The 17878-nt window shown below is 34.2% G+C and carries 16 protein-coding genes and 1 tRNA gene; 15 read left to right on the top strand and 2 right to left on the bottom strand.

Going from position 1 to position 17878, the window contains the following annotated elements; genetic code table 11:
- Nucleotides 1-216: 216 nt before the first annotated feature.
- The 3 genes from racE to AL499_RS02985 are packed head-to-tail and all read left to right on the top strand — an operon-like array spanning nucleotide 217 to nucleotide 2119.
- Nucleotides 217-1017: a glutamate racemase gene (gene racE, locus AL499_RS02995; RefSeq protein ID WP_002493101.1), complete on the top strand. Its 801-nt coding sequence runs from the start codon at nucleotides 217-219 to the stop codon at nucleotides 1015-1017.
- A gap of 11 nt (nucleotides 1018-1028) precedes the next feature.
- The gene (locus tag AL499_RS02990) at nucleotides 1029-1610 is read left to right on the top strand and encodes an XTP/dITP diphosphatase (protein ID WP_002459373.1); all 582 of its coding nucleotides are present in this window, start codon (nucleotides 1029-1031) and stop codon (nucleotides 1608-1610) included.
- Nucleotides 1610-2119 carry a YfcE family phosphodiesterase gene (locus tag AL499_RS02985; RefSeq protein WP_002459372.1) on the top strand — a complete coding sequence of 170 codons (510 nt, stop codon included), beginning with the start codon at nucleotides 1610-1612 and terminating at the stop codon, nucleotides 2117-2119. Before AL499_RS02990 ends, AL499_RS02985 begins: the two co-directional genes overlap by 1 nt.
- 168 nt (nucleotides 2120-2287) lie before the next feature.
- Here AL499_RS02985 and AL499_RS02980 read toward each other — a convergent pair whose 3' ends face one another.
- Nucleotides 2288-2980 carry a YjjG family noncanonical pyrimidine nucleotidase gene (locus AL499_RS02980; RefSeq protein ID WP_002493098.1) on the bottom strand — a complete coding sequence of 231 codons (693 nt, stop codon included), beginning with the start codon at nucleotides 2978-2980 and terminating at the stop codon, nucleotides 2288-2290.
- A 246-nt stretch (nucleotides 2981-3226) separates the two neighbouring features.
- Here AL499_RS02980 and AL499_RS02975 point away from each other — a divergent pair.
- Nucleotides 3227-3300: transfer RNA gene (locus AL499_RS02975), tRNA-Arg, on the top strand.
- A gap of 468 nt (nucleotides 3301-3768) precedes the next feature.
- On the opposite strand, the gene AL499_RS02970 is transcribed toward AL499_RS02975, so the two are convergent.
- A complete protein-coding gene (locus tag AL499_RS02970) occupies nucleotides 3769-4215 on the bottom strand; it encodes an N-acetyltransferase (RefSeq protein ID WP_002459370.1) in 447 nt (148 codons plus the stop codon).
- A 173-nt stretch (nucleotides 4216-4388) separates the two neighbouring features.
- On the opposite strand from AL499_RS02970, the gene bshC reads away from it, so the two are divergent.
- The 11 genes from bshC (at nucleotide 4389) to pgeF (ending at nucleotide 17863) form a co-directional block, all read left to right on the top strand.
- Nucleotides 4389-6002 (top strand): bacillithiol biosynthesis cysteine-adding enzyme BshC, encoded by a 1614-nt coding sequence (gene bshC / locus AL499_RS02965; RefSeq protein WP_002493095.1) that lies wholly within the window; start codon nucleotides 4389-4391, stop codon nucleotides 6000-6002.
- 143 nt (nucleotides 6003-6145) lie between these two features.
- A complete protein-coding gene (gene mraZ, locus AL499_RS02960) occupies nucleotides 6146-6577 on the top strand; it encodes a division/cell wall cluster transcriptional repressor MraZ (protein ID WP_002459368.1) in 432 nt (143 codons plus the stop codon).
- A 35-nt stretch (nucleotides 6578-6612) separates the two neighbouring features.
- A complete protein-coding gene (gene rsmH, locus AL499_RS02955) occupies nucleotides 6613-7527 on the top strand; it encodes a 16S rRNA (cytosine(1402)-N(4))-methyltransferase RsmH (RefSeq protein ID WP_228865542.1) in 915 nt (304 codons plus the stop codon).
- 13 nt (nucleotides 7528-7540) lie between these two features.
- Nucleotides 7541-7942, top strand: coding sequence for a cell division protein FtsL (gene ftsL / locus AL499_RS02950; RefSeq protein ID WP_002459366.1), 402 nt, complete (start codon nucleotides 7541-7543; stop codon nucleotides 7940-7942).
- Complete coding sequence (locus tag AL499_RS02945; protein WP_037540435.1) at nucleotides 7923-10226, top strand: penicillin-binding protein; 2304 nt, start codon at nucleotides 7923-7925, stop codon at nucleotides 10224-10226. Before ftsL ends, AL499_RS02945 begins: the two co-directional genes overlap by 20 nt.
- Before the next feature lie 359 nt (nucleotides 10227-10585).
- Nucleotides 10586-11551 carry a phospho-N-acetylmuramoyl-pentapeptide-transferase gene (gene mraY, locus AL499_RS02940; protein ID WP_002493096.1) on the top strand — a complete coding sequence of 322 codons (966 nt, stop codon included), beginning with the start codon at nucleotides 10586-10588 and terminating at the stop codon, nucleotides 11549-11551.
- Between the two features lies 1 nt (nucleotide 11552).
- The gene (gene murD / locus AL499_RS02935) at nucleotides 11553-12902 is read left to right on the top strand and encodes a UDP-N-acetylmuramoyl-L-alanine--D-glutamate ligase (protein ID WP_002478330.1); all 1350 of its coding nucleotides are present in this window, start codon (nucleotides 11553-11555) and stop codon (nucleotides 12900-12902) included.
- Between the two features lie 15 nt (nucleotides 12903-12917).
- Nucleotides 12918-14192: a cell division protein FtsQ/DivIB gene (locus AL499_RS02930; protein WP_002493105.1), complete on the top strand. Its 1275-nt coding sequence runs from the start codon at nucleotides 12918-12920 to the stop codon at nucleotides 14190-14192.
- 102 nt (nucleotides 14193-14294) lie between these two features.
- On the top strand, nucleotides 14295-15704 hold the full coding sequence (ftsA, locus tag AL499_RS02925; RefSeq protein WP_002459361.1) for a cell division protein FtsA: 1410 nt from the start codon (nucleotides 14295-14297) through the stop codon (nucleotides 15702-15704).
- Nucleotides 15705-15733: 29 nt separating this feature from the next.
- A complete protein-coding gene (gene ftsZ, locus AL499_RS02920) occupies nucleotides 15734-16915 on the top strand; it encodes a cell division protein FtsZ (RefSeq protein WP_002459360.1) in 1182 nt (393 codons plus the stop codon).
- A gap of 156 nt (nucleotides 16916-17071) precedes the next feature.
- Complete coding sequence (gene pgeF, locus AL499_RS02915) at nucleotides 17072-17863, top strand: peptidoglycan editing factor PgeF (RefSeq protein WP_002493082.1); 792 nt, start codon at nucleotides 17072-17074, stop codon at nucleotides 17861-17863.
- Nucleotides 17864-17878 lie beyond the last annotated feature (15 nt).

The raw sequence follows: 17878 nt of genomic DNA, 5'->3' as shown, positions 1-17878 counted from the left end.
CTAAAGTGTAACAAATAACAAAAGATGTTACTGTTAAGTTCAACAGATTTTTATCAATTTTTGTTATGTTTTCATCTACTTTAATTAATATGGTTTTTCACATTAGAATGATGTTTTATGTGTAGGGATATCATTTTTAAAATAGCCTTAGATGATTTCACTATATTTAATGTGCTAAAATAAAAATACTATTGCAATTAATTGAGGATGAAAAATATGAATAAACCCATTGGTGTTATAGATTCAGGAGTTGGAGGATTAACTGTAGCTAAAGAAATTATACGCCAGTTACCAAATGAGACTATATATTATTTAGGTGATATAGCACGGTGTCCATATGGACCAAGACCTGGAGAGGAAGTTAAAGCTTTCACCACTGAACTAGCTAATAAATTAATGGAATTTGACATTAAAATGCTGGTTATTGCTTGTAATACGGCAACTGCAGTCGCTTTAGAGCATTTACAACACATACTGTCTATTCCAGTTATTGGCGTTATTGAACCAGGTGCACGTACTGCTATTATGACGACCAAAAATCAACATGTGCTTATACTTGGAACAGAGGGAACTATTAAATCTGAAGCTTATCGACATCACATTAAACGCATTAATCCTAATGTTGAGGTAACAGGTGTGGCCTGTCCAGGATTTGTACCTTTGGTCGAACAAATGCGTTATAATGATCCAACAATAACGAGTATTATTATTCATCAGACATTAAAACACTGGCGAAACAGTATAGCGGACACTGTCATATTAGGATGTACGCATTATCCCTTGTTATATCAACCGTTGAATGATTATTTTGGTGGAGACAAAACGGTCATTTCTTCTGGACTAGAGACAGCTAGGGAAGTAAGTGCTTTGTTGACATTTAGTAATGAGCACGCCAGCTATACAGCCCAGCCACAGCATCGCTTTTTTTCTACAGGTGATACGACGCATATTACTAATATTATTGCTGAGTGGTTGCATATGAAAGTAAAAGTAGAACAGATTAAATTAACAAATTAGGGGGATAAACGATGACCGATATTGTGATAGCTACAAATAACCAAGGAAAGATTAATGATTTTAAAGCGATTTTTCCAAACGATAATGTTATCGGTATTTCAGAATTGTTGAAAGACTTTGATGTTGAAGAAACAGGGACAACCTTTGAAGAAAATGCTATTCTAAAATCAGAAGCAGCAGCTAAAAGATTGAATAAACGAGTGATTGCTGATGATAGTGGCTTGGAAGTTTTTGCACTTAACGGTGAGCCAGGGGTGTACTCTGCACGATATGCCGGTTTAGACAAAAATGATGATGACAACATAGACAAATTATTATCTAAATTAACTGATATCACACAACGTGAAGCTCAGTTCGTGTGTGTGATTAGTATGAGTGAACCAGATCAACCAACACGGACATTTAAAGGGACGGTATCTGGTCGAATTACTGATGAACGTAGAGGAGATAATGGTTTTGGTTATGATCCTGTCTTTTATGTACCTGAAAAAGGCCGCACAATGGCTGAACTGAGTGCAACAGAAAAAAGTCAAATTAGTCACAGAGGAGAAGCTATAAAACAACTTCAAGCATACTTAAAGGGTGATGTATAATGTCAAAATGGATTATTGTAAGTGATAATCATACTGAAGCTGGTATTTTATATCAAATTATCGCTTGGCATCAAGATTATGATGTTGCTTTGCATTTGGGAGATTCAGAATTTGAATATCATGATACGGAACTAAGTTTATTCCAACGTGTTAAAGGGAACTGCGATTTTTATCCAGAATTTCCAAATGAAGAACTTATCTCATCTGATGACATTAAAGCGTTCTATACTCATGGCCATCTGTATTCTGTTAATCGTGGACGCCAACAATTAGCAGAAAGAGCAGCTCAGGAAGGCTGTCAATTTGCTTTTTACGGACATACTCATGTGGCTAAATATGAACAGATTGGATCTGTCCATGTGATTAACCCTGGTAGTATCTCACAATCTAGAAGTCAAAAAGAAGAGACTTTTGCAGAACTATTAATTGATGATAATAAAAGGCGTGCAGTCTTGCATTTTCGCAATCGGAATAATGAAATTTTAGACACGATACACATAAAGATATAAAGAAATCCGATAACCTTCGAGCTGTATGTCATTCCAGCTTATAGGTTATCGGGTTTTATGCCAAAAATAACTATAAAAGCAATGCTATTATCACTACTTGCATACTAAAAAAGATATTTGTATGGCTTATCAAATTGTTATTGATAGATGCAACAATATTTTAAAACATTAAGTAGATTGTATAATAGGTAATAATTCGGCTAATGTTCGAATCTCAAAGTCAGGTTTAATTGCTGTTGAATTTGTTTTGTTTCTAAAGTTAAACCAGCATGTTGCAATGTTAGCATTATGACCACCTAATATATCTGATGTTAAAGAATCTCCAATAATCATTGCAGTGGATCTCGCAGTAGGTTTAATGTGATTAAAAACATAATCAAAAAATCCAGACATAGGCTTTTGATAACCTGTGTGTTCTGAAATAAAGATACCCTCAAATAAATTATCGAACGGTGTTTGTGCAATACGGCGTTGTTGTGTTATAGCGACACCATTAGTCACAATATAAAGTGAACAATGCTGACGTAATTGAGCTAATGTAGCTAATGTGTCGTTGAAATATTTAACTGGTGCTTTAGCCAATTCATCTCTAAAACACTCATCGGCTTCATGACCATTAACAGTTATATTATGGTGCTTAAAGTATTTAATAAAGCGTTGAGATAACACGTCTTCTTTTGAAAGTTGATTATTTTGAAAAGCTTCCCAGTGTGCTTGGTTAATCTTTTTGAATAAAGTGAAGTCATCATAAGTAGGAGATGACTGGTAATTTTGGGCCATATTGAAAAAGGCTTGTTCTTCAGCATCATCAAAATCTACTAATGTATCGTCAAAATCTAATAACAACGTTGTATATTTCATATTAAAATACTCCTTAAAAAGTAGAATTAAATGCATTTTAACATGAAGATATGCTGAAAAGGTAATAAGTTGGATAAATGTGAGGAAACTTGATGTTAAGTTTAAAATCATTATCTGGGTCAAGTTATTAAAGTAGCGTTAATGGATTAAAATAGCATTAATAGTGAAAAATATAACCTTTTTTTAGATAGTAACTATTGCGCAATAGCGTCGAATTAGATATAATAATTCTTGTGTTAAAAATTTGTCCTGGTAGCTCAGCTGGATAGAGCAATGGCCTTCTAAGCCATCGGTCGGGGGTTCGAATCCCTCCCAGGACGCTATTTGTATTAATCTCGTTTTACCATGTTAGTTTGTAACATTGGTAACACGGGATTTTTTATTTTATATAAAAAGAGAAAATAAAACTTTATGTCACGGAATAACTAGGTATATTTTAGTGCCACTATAAAATAATAAAGTGTTCAATAGCTGAAATAACTTTATCATCTATTTCGGTTAATTTAAAAAATAAATGATTACGATGTGGAATGCTAAAACTATATAAATGTTATTATAAATAATCACAATTACATAATTTAATCAGCAATATGTATTTTGTCCTCAAGCTTAATATGAGTACATTCAAAAAAAGGAGCGTGACAGCATTCGTTACGAATTCGTAGTCCCGCTCCAGCAAGATTGACTAGGGTTGGAAAAACTAGGTATCAGCGTATTTTCAATCCAGTCAACTACTGCCAATATATCGTTCACAGTCTAAAACATAATGATGTCCTAAACTGATCATTTTAAACTTTAGGTGACCATATTAACACGTCATGGCCTTCTGGATTTTTAGCGTTTACGTCTTCAAATCCTAATTTAGTAAAGAAATCTTTTGATTGATTGCGTCCAATAGCTTTGATTGGAAGACCTTTCTCTTTAGCAAAGTCAATGAGTGCACGTCCATAGCCATGATGCTGATATTCGGGGAGCACTTCTAATTTCCACAGTAGTATGTAATTATCGTAATCTGGGAAATAAAGTTCTTCCACGTCACCTTTACGCAATAGTGCCATGCGCGCTACCAAGTTATCTCCGTGAAAAATGCCATAGAAAGGTGTTTCAGAACTTGCATCAATCATTTGTCCTTGAAATTCATCGACCATATATAAATCCTTATTGCCATACTCTCGAAAAGCTTCAAAAAGTTCATCTGTTTTATAATTAATTTCTAATCGTTTAATTTCTACCATAACATATCCCCCTTAGCATCTTTATTTTACTATACCCTAAAAAATATGTGTAATTCATTTAGTTTTGAAACACGAAGCACCGAAAATTTTAAAAAGTGTAAGCCGTTAAATTGTCAATGTGTTGTATAATCTTTATACTGTATTCATAATAGCGATACTGAAGGAGAAAATGTATGGACTGTTTAATTACTAAATTACATGATAATGATTCATTCATGACAAAATTAAAAAACAGTGATCCATCGCTAACATCATTTTTCCAGTATGATGCGATGAAGAAAACAAGTTTTGATGTTAAGATGAACAAGCCTAATAATGGTAGAGAACAACAACTTGCACAAATTATTCAAGATTATATGTCGGATTTAACTTTATCAGAGCAACAGCAAAAAAATATTGATAACTTAGCAGCAGGGGCTAAAGTTGTCATTGGTGGTCAACAAGCTGGTTTGTTTGGAGGACCTTTATATACTTTTCACAAGATATTTTCTTTGATAACGTTATCTAATGAGTTGCGAGAGCGCTATGATTGTAGCGTTGTTCCAGTATTCTGGATAGCTGGGGAAGACCATGATTTTGATGAAGTTAATCATACTTTTGCTTATGATCAACAATTGGCTTCTGTGGAAAAGATTAAATATCATACTTTGACTCCACCGGAAAGTAACGTAAGTCGATATGTCCCGGACAAAGTTCAAATGAAAAATGCACTGCAAGCATATTTCAAGGAATTAGCTGAAACAACACATACTGCTGAATTGTATCATATGTGTTTGCAAATCATAGAACGCTATGACACGTGGTCGAATATGTTTAAAGCACTTGTACATGAAGTGTTCAAAGTGTATGGTGTGTTATTTATAGATGCGCAATATGAGCCACTTAGAAAGTTAGAACGTCCTATTTTAAAGGATATGTTGCGCAAACATAATGATATAAATAAAGCATTTCATCAAAAGCAACGTGAGACTGAAAACAATAAACTATCAAAGATGATTGTGACTGACACAAACGTCCATTTATTTTTACATCAGGATAATATGAGACAATTACTTACGGAAGAAAATGGTATTTATAAGTTAAGTAAATCAGAAGTTACTTATCGTGAAGATGAATTATTAGACTTGATTGAACAAAATCCAGCGCAATTCTCAAATAATGTTGTTACACGTCCAGTAATGGAAGAATGGCTCTTCAATACTGTAGCGTTTATAGGTGGCCCAAGTGAAATTAAATATTGGGCAGAATTAAGCGAAGTATTTAACACGTTAGATGTGGAAATGCCTATTGTATTACCGCGTATAAAAATAACTTATCTCTATACTAGAATAGAGAAACTTTTACAACAATACCAAATAGATATAGCTGATGTATTAACTAATGGAATTGAAGAAAAGCGTCAAAAATTTATACGTGAACAAGCATCGCAAACATTTTTAGATCAAGTTTCACAATTAAAAGAGTTTCATGAAGAAATGTATCAAAAATTAAAGCGAGAAGTACAACATAACCAAAATAATAGTAACTTAGTTGATAAAAATCATGAAATCCACCATAAACAACTTAATTATTTAGAACAAAGATACTTATTAAATATTGAACGTGAAAATGTGATTAGCATGAAACACTTTAAGGAAATCAGTGAATCACTCCATCCAATGGGAGGACTCCAAGAAAGAATATGGAATCCATTACAAATAATGAATGATTTTGGGATGGATGTGTTCAACCCCTCCACCTATCCACCACTTTCTTACACTTTTGATCATATTGTTGTAAAACCTTGATATATCAAGGTTTATAGCCGTTTCGTCTTTTTGGCGAAACGGTTTTTTTATGTCTTTTTTTATAAATTTTAAGATATTTTACAGAATTAGTGGAGGATAGTGGTGAGATGTGGTAAATTATAAATAAGGTGAGGTGAGAAAAAATGTTCATGGGAGAATACGATCATCAATTAGATACAAAAGGACGAATGATTATTCCGTCCAAGTTTCGTTATGACCTCAATGAGCGTTTTATTATCACTCGAGGCCTTGATAAATGTTTATTTGGTTACACGTTAGAAGAATGGCAACAAATTGAAGAGAAAATGAAAACCTTACCAATGACTAAAAAGGATGCACGTAAGTTTATGCGTATGTTCTTCTCTGGTGCGATTGAAGTAGAACTAGATAAACAAGGACGTATTAACATACCTCAAAATTTGAGAAAATACGCCAACTTAACAAAAGAATGTACAGTAATAGGGGTGTCAAATCGAATCGAGATTTGGGACCGCGAAACATGGAATGATTTCTATGAAGAATCAGAAGATAGTTTCGAGGATATTGCTGAAGATTTAATAGATTTTGATTTTTAAATGGGGGAATAAACGTGTTTCATCATGTCAGCGTTATGCTTAACGAAACCATAGATTACTTAAATATAAAGCCTGATGGTGTATACGTAGATTGTACGCTAGGCGGCGCAGGACATGCCCTTTATTTATTAAATCAGCTCAATGATGAAGGTCATTTGATTGCTATTGATCAAGATACAACAGCAATAGATAACGCAAAGGAAGTGCTTAAAGCGCATCTACATAAAGTGACCTTTGTTCATAATAACTTTCGAGAACTCACACACATTTTAAAAGAACTAAATATTGAAAAAGTAGATGGCATTTACTATGACTTGGGTGTTTCAAGTCCACAGTTAGATGTCCCGGAAAGAGGATTTAGTTATCACCATGATGCGAAATTAGATATGCGTATGGATCGAACACAAACGCTTAGTGCTTATGAAGTAGTAAATGAATGGTCATATGAAGCATTAGTAAAAATATTCTATCGCTATGGTGAAGAAAAATTTTCAAAACAAATTGCACGGCGCATTGAAGCACATCGCGAATTACAGCCTATAGAAACGACATTACAACTGGTTGATGTGATTAAAGAAGGGATACCTGCCAAAGCGAGACGAAAAGGTGGTCACCCAGCTAAAAGGGTGTTCCAAGCCATTCGAATTGCCGTCAACGATGAATTGTCAGCATTTGAAGATTCAATTGAACAGGCAATTGAACTTGTAAAGGTTAATGGACGCATTTCAGTAATTACTTTCCATTCATTAGAAGATCGATTATGCAAACAGATTTTCCAAGAATATGAGAAGGGTCCAGAGGTACCTAGAGGTTTACCAATTATTCCAGAAGAATACACACCAAAGTTAAAAAGAGTTAATCGGAAACCTATCACTGCTACTGAAGAAGATTTAAATCAAAACAATCGGGCACGTAGCGCCAAATTACGTGTTGCAGAAATATTGAAATAAGGAGTAATGGACGATGGCTGTAGAAAAAATTTACCAACCATATCAGGATGTTTCTCAAACAAGCATTCCTAAACAACAACCACAAGCAGAACCAAGAAGACAAACTGTAAAAAGAAAAGTAGTTGTACAACTTACTAGATTTGAAAAGGTCTTATACATATCATTGATTACTGTCATTGCCTTGATTAGTATTTATGTGCTATCTTTAAAAATGGATGCGTATGATACGCGAGGAAAGATTGCAGATTTAGATCAAAAGATTGAAAAGCAAACAAGTGAGAACAGCGCACTTAAATCTGAAATTAAAAAGAATTCTTCTTATGAACGCATTTACGATAAGGCAAAAGCACAAGGTATGAGCCTTAAGAATGATAATGTAAAGGTAGTGCGTAATGATGGCGAAGCGAAAAATTAAAATTAAAAAAAATAAATTAGGAGCAGTCCTCCTTGTTAGTTTATTCGGACTGCTCTTTTTTATATTGGTTTTAAGATACTCATATATCATGGTGACCGGACATTCTTCTGGACAAGACTTACTAACACGAGCAAATGAAACGTATCTTGTTAAAAATCAAGAACAACCCGAACGCGGTAAAATTTATGATCGCAATGGGAAAGTGTTAGCTGAAGATGTTGAGCGTTTCAAATTAACGGCAGTGATTGATAAGAAGGCCAGTGAAAACAGTAAAAAGCCTCGACACGTCGTAGATAAAAAGAAAACTGCTAAAAAATTAGCAGAAGTCATCGATATGAAGGCAGATGATATTGAGAAAAAATTAAATCAGAAAAAGGCGTTTCAAGTTGAGTTTGGTCAAAAAGGAACAAATTTAACGTATCAACAAAAAGAAAAAATTGAAAAAATGAACTTACCAGGCATTACACTATATCCAGAAACAGAGCGGTTCTATCCAAATGGAAATTTTGCTTCTCATTTAATTGGACGTGCACAGAAGAATCCAGATACGGGTGAACTGAATGGTGCACTGGGTGTTGAAAAGATATTTAATAGTTATTTAAATGGTAAAAAAGGTGCACTATCATATATACAAGATATATGGGGGTACATTGCACCAAACACGAAACATGAAAGCTCACCTAAACGTGGAGATGATGTACATTTAACGATTGATTCCAATATACAAGTATTTGTGGAAGAAGCCTTGGATGGTATGGTTGAACGCTATCAACCTAAAGATTTGTTTGCCGTTGTAATGGATGCTAAAACAGGTGAGATTTTAGCTTTTAGTCAACGACCTACATTTAATCCTGAAACGGGTAAAGATTTTGGAAAAAAATGGGCAAATGATTTATATCAAAACACTTATGAACCAGGATCTACATTTAAGACTTATGGGTTAGCAGCTGCCATTCAAGAAGGTAAATTTAAACCAAATGAAAAGTATAAATCAGGTCACATGGATATTATGGGATCAAGAATATCTGACTGGAATAGAGTTGGTTGGGGTAGAATACCTATGACACAAGGATTTACTTATTCTTCAAATACACTTATGATGCAATTGCAAGATTTAGTTGGTGCAGATAAGATGAAATCTTGGTATGAACGCTTTGGTTTTGGTAAAACGACTGGCGGCATGTTTGATGGTGAAGCAAGTGGTAATATTGCATGGTCTAATGAATTACAACAAAAAACATCAGCATTTGGACAATCAACGACTGTAACTCCTGTACAAATGATTCAAGCGCAATCAGCCTTTTTTAATAAGGGAAATATGTTGAAACCATGGTTTGTGAATAAAGTAGACAATCCTATTTCTAAAAAAACCTTCTATAAAGGCGAAAAATCTTATGCAGGTAAGCCAATAACTGAAGAGACAGCCAATAAAGTAGAAACTGAACTTGATAAAGTTGTTAACAGTGAAAAAAGTCATGCACAGAATTATCGTGTAGAAGGCTATGATATCGAAGGTAAAACGGGAACGGCGCAAGTAGCGGATGAAAAAAGCGGTGGTTATGTTAAAGGGCCTAACCCATACTTTGTAAGCTTTATTGGAGATGCACCTAAGAAAAATCCACGTATCATTGTTTATGCGGGCATGAAACTTGCACAAAAGAATGACCAAGAAGCATATGAATTAGGTGTTAGTAAAGCTTTTAAACCAATTATGGAAAACACACTTAAATATTTAAATGTCGGCAGCTCAAAAGACAAAACAAACAAAGCAAAATATAGTAAAGTTCCAAATGTTGAGGGTGATGCCACTCAAGATGCGAAATCCAAACTACAAGATAAATCGTTAAATCCAATCGTTATTGGCAGTGGTCAAAAAGTAAAAACGCAATCTGTCAAATCTGGAAGTGAATTATTGCCACATAGTAAAGTACTTCTTCTTACTGATGGAGATGTTACAATGCCAGATATGAAAGGTTGGACGAAAGATGACGTATTGGCATTCCAAAGTTTAACGAATATTAAAGTCATCACAAAAGGAACCGGCTTTGTTACTGATCAATCTATTTCAAATGGCACGAAGCTGAAAAAAAGCGATAAAATTGAGCTTACGCTTTCAGCAAAAGATGCTGATGGCAGTCAATCAGAAGAGCAAGCTACTTCATCGGATAAGAATGATTCAACCGATAACCAAAAGCAAGATAAAAAAGATACATCTAAGTCAAAAGAGTCAAAAGAGGATTCAAAAGATCAACAAGACAATGCAGCTAAAGACAGTGAAGATTAGCTTGCTTCAATTAATGATGTGAGTTAACTAAAAATTTAATTTGTAAATTAAGATATAAACACGTATCACACAGTTTTGCGCTTTATGTTTAACTGCGCAGCTAGATATGGAGGAGCTAGAAGCCCCTATGCCTGTTCTATAAGTAAATTGTAGAACAATTTTCAGAATAACAATGTTTGTCAGCTTCTTCTCCTCGTGATTATCTGGCTAAATCATTGAGTAATGATGAAATATTACTTATCACATGGCAACATAAAATACATCTAAATAATGATGTGAAGTGTTAGTCATATTGTTAAAATAATAAAGTGAAAATGATGTGTATAAAATTTTGTATCTTAGTTAAAAAGGAGAAAATTATGCTTTTTTTATTTGCGATTATTGCGCTACTTATCACATTCGTATTAGTACCTGTACTTATTCCAACTTTAAAGAGAATGAAATTTGGACAAAGTATACGAGAAGAGGGTCCAGAGAGTCATATGAAAAAGACAGGAACGCCAACAATGGGTGGATTGACATTTTTAATTAGCATTATAATAACTTCGCTCATTGCTGTATTCTTCGTCGACAAATCCAATCCAATCATTTTGTTATTATTTGTAACAATTGGTTTCGGTTTGATTGGTTTTATTGATGATTACATCATTGTGGTAAAGAAAAACAATCAAGGTTTAACAAGCAAACAGAAATTTTTGGCTCAAATAGGTATTGCAGTTATATTTTTTGTATTAAGTTATGTATTCCATTTAATTCATTTTTCAACTGCGATTCACATACCTTTTACAGAAGTGGACATTCCTTTATCCATTTTCTACGTGATTTTCATTGTCTTCTGGCAAGTTGGTTTTTCCAATGCAGTTAACTTAACAGATGGCTTAGATGGTTTAGCAACTGGATTGTCTATTATTGGATTCACAATGTACGCGATTATGAGCTTTATCTTAGATTCTCCAGCCATAGGGACATTTTGTGTTATCATGATTTTTGCATTACTAGGTTTCTTACCATTTAATCTTAATCCCGCAAAAGTCTTCATGGGGGATACGGGCAGCTTAGCGCTTGGTGGTATATTTGCTACCTTGTCGATTATGTTAAATGCAGAATTATCATTACTGTTTGTTGGATTTGTATTTGTGGCTGAAACATTATCAGTTATTTTACAAGTAGCTTCTTATAAATTAACTAGAAAGCGTATTTTCAAGATGAGTCCGATTCATCATCATTTTGAATTGTGTGGTTGGAACGAATGGAAAGTCGTTACTGTTTTTTGGACTGTTGGCTTGGTTACAGGACTTATAGGCTTATGGATTGGAGTGCATTAACATGCAGAATTATACAGGTTTAGAAGATAAAGATGTTCTTGTTCTTGGTTTAGCTAAAAGTGGATATGAGGCAGCAAAATTGTTGACTAAACTTGGAGCTATTGTCACTGTTAATGATGGCAAAGATTTATCTCAAGATCCACATGCAAAAGACTTGGAAACAATGGGTGTTACAGTCGTTGGCGGTGGACATCCACTGTCATTATTAGATAAAAGCCCGATGATAGTTAAAAATCCAGGAATTCCATATCATTTACCTATTTTAATCGAAGCGCAAAAACGTGGTTTGAAAATCGTAACTGAAGTTGAATTAAGCTATCTAGTTTCTGAAGCGCCCATTATCGCGGTGACTGGTACAAATGGTAAAACAACGACAACTTCACTTATAGGTGATATGTTTAGCAAGAGCAGGTTGACTGGACGCTTATCTGGTAACATTGGTTATGTTGCATCAAAAGTCGCTCAAGATACACACCCAGATGAATATTTAATTACAGAATTGTCTTCATTCCAATTGCTAGGCATAGATAAGTATCGTCCACACATCGCTATTATTACAAATATTTATTCGGCGCATTTAGACTATCACGGTACACTTGAAAATTATCAAAATGCTAAAAAGCAAATATATAAAAATCAAACAGCAGATGATTATCTTATTTGTAATTATCACCAACGCCATTTGATTGAATCAGAACAATTAAAAGCTAAGACACTTTATTTTTCTACACAACAAGAAGTAGATGGCATTTATATTAAAGATAACTTTATTATTTATAAAGGCGTGCGAATTATAAATATTGATGATTTAGTGTTACCTGGTGAACATAATTTGGAAAATATTTTGGCGGCAGTCTTAGCATCATTATTGGCAGGTGTTCCTGTTAAAGCTATCATTGATAGTTTGACTACATTCTCAGGCATTGAACATAGACTGCAGTATATTGGTACAAATCGAACTAATAAATATTACAATGACTCAAAGGCTACTAATACACTAGCAACACAATTCGCGCTTAATTCATTTAACCAACCTATCATTTGGTTATGTGGTGGGTTAGATAGAGGTAACGATTTTGATGAACTAATTCCTTATATGAAACATGTCAGAGTAATGGTTGTGTTTGGCGAAACACAAGAGAAATTTGTTAAATTAGGAACGAGTCAAGGTAAATATGTAATTAAAGCCACAGATGTTACAGATGCAGTCGATAAAGTACAAGATGTGATAGAACCAAATGATGTCGTATTACTCTCTCCGGCTTGTGCAAGTTGGGATCAATATCAAACCTTTGAAGAACGAGGGGATAAATTTATTGAAAGTTTTAAAGCACACTTACCATCATATTAAAGGGTGTGAATAAACATGGATGAACAAAAATCAGATAGTAAAATAAGACATATCAATGCCAACGATTTTGAACGACAGCGCCGTAAATCTAGTACAAAGCGCAGACGAAACCGCTTATTTAGCGATAAAGACAACTTCGATACTTCAACGGAGCAAGAAGATAACACACAATCAAACATAGACAATCATGATTCTTCAAATGACATCAACATGGCTACACAACATGAAAATAATGAGGAAATCCAAAACACAGAAGATGAAATAAACAACAGTGCTTTAGAAAACAATCTGCATGATCAACAAAATGAACCATCTGAAGAAGACTTATCCAGTACAGCACAAGATGATACAGCAATCCAACATAATACTGATGACGGCGATGTGACAGAAGATAATGAAGATATTGAGAAACCGCCGCCACTTACACCTGAAGAACTAAGAGAACAAAAAAGACGACAGCGTAGAAAACGTCAAAAGACAATCCAATACATTGTTATAACAGCGCTGATCCTTATCATCATACTTTTTCTGTTGTATATGTTTACGCCAATTAGTCGCATAGCAAATGTAACAATTAAAGGTAATCATAATGTATCAACATCAGAAATAAATAAGCAATTAAATGCGAATAGTGGCGAAAGAATGTATACATTTAGTAATAGCAAGGCTAAGGCCAAATTAAAAGACAATCCTTTGATAAAACATGTTGATATACAGAAACATTTACCGAATACATTATCTGTTACAATAGAAGAAAATCAAGTTGTAGGTATGATTAAAGATAAGGATGATTATATTCCAATATTAGAAGGGAATACGGAATTAAAAAACTATAAAGGGCAATTAACAGACCGAGGACCTATCATTGAAGGTTTTAAAGGTGATAAAAAACAAGAAATTGTTCACGCCTTAGCGGAAATGTCTCCTAAAATTAGAAGTATGATTGCTGAAGTAACATACGAACCACAAAAGAATAAGCAAAATCGAATTAAATTGTATACGAAAGATGATATGCAAGTGATCGGCAATATTAAAACGATAGCAGATAAAATGAAGTACTACCCACAAATGTCTCAATCGTTGTCACGTGATCAATCAGGTAACTTAACAACAGATGGATACATTGATTTATCAGTAGGAGCATCGTTCATACCTTACAAAAATCAAGAAGCACAACAATCACAAACTGAACAAGATGTGACAAAAAACTCTCAGCAAGAAAATGAGGCAAAAAGTGAATTACAAAGTGTACTTAACAAAATAAACGAACAATCTAAAAAAAATAATTAAAAAATTCCGATATATTATGTCTTTATAGTTCACAAGTGTAACGACGTATTGTAAACTAAACATAGTGCATTTTAATAGTAATTTGTCAGGAGGTGCCTATCTATGGAGGAACATTACTACGTTAGTGTAGATATTGGTTCATCAAGCGTAAAAATAATAGTAGGCGAAAAATTTCACAATGGTATAAATGTGATAGGTACAGGACAAACCTACACAAATGGTATTAAAAACGGTCTGATTGACGATTTTGACATTGCGAAACAAGCGATTAAAGATACGCTCAAAAAGGCTTCTATTGCTTCTGGTGTAGATATTAAAGAAGTGTTTTTAAAATTGCCAATCGTTTCAACAGAAGTGTTCGATGAAACTAATGAAATTGAATTTTATGAAGATACTGAGATTAATGGCACACACATTGAAAGTGTTTTAGATGGTATTCGGGATAAAAATGATGTCCCTGGTACGGAAATTATTAACGTATTTCCTAGTAAATTTATCTTAGACGGGAATAACGAAGTTTCAGATCCTAAAGAAATTATTGCAAGACATTCTCTTAAAGTTGAAGCAGGCGTGATTGCAATTGAAAAATCAATTTTAATCAATATGATCAAATGTGTTGAAGCATGTGGCGTAGATGTATTAGATGTTTATTCTGATGCTTATAATTACGGTTTCATTTTATCCGCAATGGAAAAGGAACTAGGCACATGTGTTATTGATATTGGTGAAGATTTAACACAGGTAGCTTTCTATGAACGTGGTGAATTACTTGATGCTGCTTCAATTAAACTTGCTGGTAGAGATATAACCAGTGATATTGCAGAAGCATTCAATACTTCATATGAAACGGCTGAAAAGATTAAGCAACAATATGGACATGCTTATGCAGAAAGCGCTTCAGATCAAGATGTATTTACTGTAGATCAAGTTGATAGTGAAGAAACGGTAGAATATTCTCAAAAAGATTTAAGTCACATTATTCAAGCAACAATGGAAGACATTTTCAATTGCGTATTTGATATTCTAATTAATTTAGAATTGACACGAGTGAATGGCGGATTTGTTGTTACAGGTGGATCATCTAATTTATTAGGTGTGAAAGATTTACTAACTATATTAGTAACTGAAAAAATCAGAATACATACACCATCACAAATGGGTATAAGAAAACCTGAATTTACATCTGCAATTTCTACAATTTCTAGCAGTATCACTTTTGATGAATTATTAGATTATGTTACAATAAATTATCAAGATAATGAGGAATTTGAAGAAGAAGTCATCGCTTCTGAAGAAAAAGAAAATACTTCTAGATCAATTGGTTTTAACTGGTTCAAAGGTAAATCAAATAAAAATGATTCTACACAAAATAAAGATGAGCCAGAATACCATGAAAATTACGATGACCATACAACAGATCAAAATTCTGAAGAAGAACATCATGATGGGCACGATAAATCTGATAAAGAAGAAAGTAAATTTAAAAAACTTATGAAATCTCTATTTGAATGATTGGCCATAAAAACTAGGAGGAAAATTAAATGTTAGAATTTGAACAAGGATTTAATCATTTAGCGACACTAAAAGTCATCGGTGTAGGTGGCGGCGGAAATAACGCGGTAAATCGTATGATTGACCATGGTATGAACAATGTGGAATTCATTGCTATTAATACAGATGGACAAGCTTTAAACTTATCAAAAGCTGAAGCTAAAATTCAAATTGGTGAAAAATTAACACGTGGTTTAGGTGCTGGCGCAAACCCTGAAATTGGGAAAAAAGCTGCTGAAGAATCTCGTGAACAAATTGAAGATGCCATTCAAGGTGCAGACATGGTATTTGTTACTGCTGGTATGGGTGGCGGAACTGGTACAGGTGCTGCGCCAGTTGTAGCGAAAATAGCTAAAGAAATGGGTGCATTAACAGTTGGTGTTGTTACTCGTCCATTCGGCTTTGAAGGACGTAAGCGTTCAACTCAAGCAGCAGCTGGTGTTGAAGCAATGAAAGCAGCTGTTGATACATTAATCGTTATTCCAAACGATCGCTTATTAGATATCGTAGATAAATCTACACCTATGATGGAAGCATTTAAAGAAGCAGACAATGTATTACGTCAAGGTGTACAAGGTATTTCTGACTTAATCGCTGTATCTGGTGAAGTTAACTTAGACTTTGCTGATGTTAAAACAATCATGTCTAACCAAGGCTCTGCATTAATGGGAATTGGTGTGTCATCAGGTGAAAATAGAGCTGTTGAAGCTGCTAAAAAAGCAATTTCATCACCATTACTTGAAACATCTATTGTTGGTGCTCAAGGTGTGTTAATGAATATTACTGGTGGCGAATCATTATCATTATTCGAAGCACAAGAAGCTGCAGATATTGTTCAAGATGCTGCTGACGAAGATGTTAATATGATTTTCGGTACAGTTATTAATCCAGAATTACAAGATGAAATTGTTGTCACAGTTATTGCAACAGGTTTCGAAGATAAACCGTCAACACAAGGACGTAAAGCAAACACTGGCTTTGGTTCAAGCGCGCCATCTTCAAGTGCACCTGGAACAGCAAATACAACTAAAGAAGAGCCTTCTTTCAAGGCGAATCATTCTTCACGTAACACTGAAGCTTCAGCAGAGCGTACGCAAACGACTAAGGATGATGACATTCCTAGCTTTATTAGAAATAGAGAAGAAAGACGTTCTAGAAGAACAAGACGTTAATCTAAAGAAAAATACAAAATTCATAAAAAGTCATCGGGTCATAGCGGTCTGATGACTTTTTATTTTAATCTTAAAATCACTGTAATTTTAGTATATAATTGTAATGTATACGTTGCTTATAACTGCGAAGAAGACGGTTAAATTGAGGTGCTTGATATGAAAGATAGATTTAAAAAAGAACCACATCTATTGCGATATGAAGATGACAAACTTGAACATGTAACGTTAGGTTTTACTACAAGAGAAGGCGGTAGCAGCCCTTATCCAGAACGAGCATTTAATATGGCTCGTTATATTGATGATGCGCCAGAACATGTGACTAAGCACCAGCAGCTATTAGCAGCAGCTATTGATTTCCCTAGAGCGCATTGGGTATTTCCAATACAAACACACGAGAACAAAGTGGCTGAGGTTACCGTACGAGACCAAGGTACAAATATCGATGCGCTTAGTCACAAGCTAAATGGTATTGATGGCCTATATACTTATGACTCAAATGTACTGTTGACGATGTGTTATGCGGATTGTGTACCGATATACTTTTATAGTGAATCTCATGACTTTGTAGGTTTAGCGCATGCTGGTTGGAGAGGAACATATGGTCAAATCGTTATTGAAATGATAAATCAAATTAAATTTCCGTTATCTGACTTGCAAGTTGTTATAGGACCTGCAACGTCTAATTCTTATGAAATCAATGATGAAATTAAAGAAAAGTTTGAAACGCTGCCGATTGATAGTCAATGTTATATTGAGACACGAGGAACGAATCGTCATGGCATTGACTTGAAAAAAGCCAATGCATTACTATTACAATCTATGGGAGTACCTCAAAATAATATTTATATTACACAATATGCAACGTCTGAAGATTTAAATCTCTTTTTCTCATATCGACTTGAAGAAGGGCATACAGGTAGAATGTTAGCTTTTATCGGACGCAAGTAAGGAAGGCGATGAATA

The organism is Staphylococcus lugdunensis (assembly GCF_001558775.1).
GTDB classification, from domain to species: domain Bacteria; phylum Bacillota; class Bacilli; order Staphylococcales; family Staphylococcaceae; genus Staphylococcus; species Staphylococcus lugdunensis.
This window is presented reverse-complemented; position numbering and strand designations above follow the sequence as displayed.

Bases quoted from the DNA above. Each gene is read 5' to 3' on its own strand.
- rsmH (WP_228865542.1), top strand. From the start codon at position 6,613: ATGCTTAACGAAACCATAGATTACTTAAATATAAAGCCTGATGGTGTA.
- bshC (WP_002493095.1), top strand. From the start codon at position 4,389: ATGGACTGTTTAATTACTAAATTACATGATAATGATTCATTCATGACA.
- ftsL (WP_002459366.1), top strand. From the start codon at position 7,541: ATGGCTGTAGAAAAAATTTACCAACCATATCAGGATGTTTCTCAAACA.
- AL499_RS02945 (WP_037540435.1), top strand. From the start codon at position 7,923: ATGGCGAAGCGAAAAATTAAAATTAAAAAAAATAAATTAGGAGCAGTC.
- racE (WP_002493101.1), top strand. From the start codon at position 217: ATGAATAAACCCATTGGTGTTATAGATTCAGGAGTTGGAGGATTAACT.
- AL499_RS02970 (WP_002459370.1), bottom strand. From the start codon at position 4,215: ATGGTAGAAATTAAACGATTAGAAATTAATTATAAAACAGATGAACTT.
- AL499_RS02980 (WP_002493098.1), bottom strand. From the start codon at position 2,980: ATGAAATATACAACGTTGTTATTAGATTTTGACGATACATTAGTAGAT.
- pgeF (WP_002493082.1), top strand. From the start codon at position 17,072: ATGAAAGATAGATTTAAAAAAGAACCACATCTATTGCGATATGAAGAT.
- ftsZ (WP_002459360.1), top strand. From the start codon at position 15,734: ATGTTAGAATTTGAACAAGGATTTAATCATTTAGCGACACTAAAAGTC.
- AL499_RS02985 (WP_002459372.1), top strand. From the start codon at position 1,610: ATGTCAAAATGGATTATTGTAAGTGATAATCATACTGAAGCTGGTATT.
- mraZ (WP_002459368.1), top strand. From the start codon at position 6,146: ATGTTCATGGGAGAATACGATCATCAATTAGATACAAAAGGACGAATG.
- AL499_RS02930 (WP_002493105.1), top strand. From the start codon at position 12,918: ATGGATGAACAAAAATCAGATAGTAAAATAAGACATATCAATGCCAAC.
- mraY (WP_002493096.1), top strand. From the start codon at position 10,586: ATGCTTTTTTTATTTGCGATTATTGCGCTACTTATCACATTCGTATTA.
- AL499_RS02990 (WP_002459373.1), top strand. From the start codon at position 1,029: ATGACCGATATTGTGATAGCTACAAATAACCAAGGAAAGATTAATGAT.
- murD (WP_002478330.1), top strand. From the start codon at position 11,553: ATGCAGAATTATACAGGTTTAGAAGATAAAGATGTTCTTGTTCTTGGT.
- ftsA (WP_002459361.1), top strand. From the start codon at position 14,295: ATGGAGGAACATTACTACGTTAGTGTAGATATTGGTTCATCAAGCGTA.